The organism is Negativicutes bacterium, from assembly GCA_018052945.1.
Lineage (GTDB): Bacteria > Bacillota > Negativicutes > JAGPMH01 > JAGPMH01 > JAGPMH01.
Window position 1 is genome coordinate 1 of sequence record JAGPMH010000087.1, and the last position, 2,526, is coordinate 2,526.

Genomic DNA, 2,526 nt, shown 5'->3' on the forward strand with positions numbered 1-2,526 from the left:
CATATAGTAATAACATCTAAAAAACCTCGATTAAATATTAATCTAGACTTAATATATTTTAACATATAACCATAATCGTGTCAAGTTATTGCTTTTACATTTTTACACTTAAATTATAAGCCAAATTATTACGGTCTTCACGATGATTAATAATCAGCAGATAATTATCATCTACCTTGATATCAATATAAATTTTTTGCAAATAATCGTTATTGGGCTCAACTTCTTTTATGATACTTTCAATAATGTTTTTTACTGTGATAAAAAATACTTTTTGCGTTTTTTCATCATTTAAACCTCTTTGCCAGGAATGTGATAACCAGCCTTTTATTTGATAAACTGTATCAAAACGATCTAAAATAGTAACTTTACAATACTCCGGACCGCGGGCGGTAGATTGCCGAAGTTTTTTAGCCAAGATATTACAAAGTTGCTCTTCAATCTTCTTAATTTCACTATCAACTTTTTCTTCCGGTCTTTTATCAAAAATTAAACAAAAATGATTCTGAAAATAATCACCAATAAGTTCAAACGGGGTTGAATAATAATATGTCAATTTATAATTAACATATTGCTCCAACTTGTCAACACACTCTTGCAAAAATAGTTTATCAATTATTTTTGCAAAATCTTCATGTTGATAAATTAATTTAATTTTATTGTCATATAAGGCAATTTTTTCGTACATTTTCAAATGAAATAAATGTGTAATAAAAATAACATGTTTTCTATTGATGGCTTTCTTAACTATTTCAAAGGGAAAATCCAATTCTGTTGTAATTTTTTCTGTGATTTTTTCCACAATAAGTAATTGTTCTTCCTTGAAACCAGTTGTTTCCATGAATTTCACAACTAAAACTCCTATCGTATTTTAAAAAATAAACAAAACCAAAAAGTTCATACATAACAGATAAACTCTTTGGCTTAGAAAAAATCAAGGTAAGGTATCTCTATAATATACCCCGTTATTATTTTTTGCAAAATCTATCAATATATTTGAACTAATTTAAAGTTATCATATTTATATTTTTAAATCAATCTTAAAATTATTTTTTACTAATAAGTAATCCGCTAATAATTAAGCTTACTCCTAATAAATTTAGCCAACCAAATTTTTCCTCAAAAAACAAACACCCTAACAGCACCGAAAAAACCGGTGGCAAATTATTATATAACGACGCCTTATTACTGCCAATCACCCCAGCTCCCCAAATCCACAAAATATTGCCTAAAAACAGCGGAAAAATGCCAGAGTAAAAAATGCTTGCCCACGCTTCCCACGGTAAATTACTCCAATTAGTCTGATAAAAATCATTGAACGAAAATGGCAGTAACAAAATCGTTGAAATCAATAAAATATAAGTCGTCACTTGATATGGTGAATATTCTTTGATGCTCTGTTTTGAAAACACCGTGTAATAAGCATAGCAAAATTGGGCTAATAATAACATTATCCCACCAATTAAATGATTACTCTCAAGGCTAAAACTCTGTCCGGTACTAAAAATCATTATTATTACACCGACCAAAGAACAAATAATACTATACCCTAAATTGACATTAGCTTGTTCAAATTTGTGCAGGTAATTAATAACAGCAACACTAATCGGTAAACAACTCAAAATTAACGAAGCATTGCCAACGGTAGTTAATTTAACGCCGGTGGTAAAGAAGATTTGAAACAAGAAAAAGCCTCCACTGGCAATCATAATTTCTTTGTAACCACAATGCCTTAAGCTTTTAAAAGTAACCATTTTGCGTGCTACTAACCAACTCAAAACTCCCGCTAAAATCATCCTAATAAAATTATAAGACATTGGTTCAACCGACAATAGCCCCACTTTCATTGCACTAGGATTAAGCCCCCATAATAACGCTACAAATATTAAAATTAACTGTACCTGCATTAAAGTATGACCTCTATTCTATAACCACCGTTTTCTTTTTGCCGTGCAACTCATTCTTCGGCATAAACAATGCTACAATCCCTAGTAATATCATAATCGTTGCCACAAATTCATACGCATCAGCATATGCCAGCAAACTCGCTTGATGCATTAGTTCTCGATAAATTTTCCCCAATGCCATTTGTGAGGCTTGAGTTTCTGAGAAACCTAGATTTTTTATGGTATTTGTCATATTATAAAGAGCATTGTTATAACCGATATCAAAATTAGTTAAATGTTGCACTATATTATTTTGCTCCACCTGTTGACTTTGAATTAATTTATTAGTAACAATTGCAATCCCAATACTGCCTCCTAAATTACGCATCAACGCCACAATCGCTGAAGCATTGCTACTATCTACCGCTTTTATCTTGGAAAAAGCGAGGGTACTGGATGGAACAAATAAAAATGGCAACCCAATTACCTGTAAAATACGAACCTGCACCAACGTCCAATAATCACTTTGGGGGGTTATTTGTGCCGTGGCCCACATTCCAAATGCCATTAAAAACATTCCCGTTGAAATTAAATATTTTGCTTGGACTTTATTTACCAGCTTACCAATAATCGGCATTAT

General features: G+C 31.4%; 3 protein-coding genes. All 3 read right to left on the reverse strand.

Features of this window, described 5'->3' with window-relative positions; translation table 11 throughout:
* Positions 1 to 94: 94 nt before the first annotated feature.
* Entirely contained in the window at positions 95 to 850 is a 756-nt protein-coding gene (locus KBI38_08295) for a hypothetical protein (protein MBP8630041.1), read from the reverse strand.
* 196 nt (positions 851 to 1,046) lie between these two features.
* Positions 1,047 to 1,907: an EamA family transporter gene (locus KBI38_08300; protein ID MBP8630042.1), complete on the reverse strand. Its 861-nt coding sequence runs from the start codon at positions 1,905 to 1,907 to the stop codon at positions 1,047 to 1,049.
* Between the two features lie 13 nt (positions 1,908 to 1,920).
* Positions 1,921 to 2,526 (reverse strand): EmrB/QacA family drug resistance transporter (locus KBI38_08305; GenBank protein ID MBP8630043.1); only part of this gene is annotated, 606 nt, incomplete at its 5' end.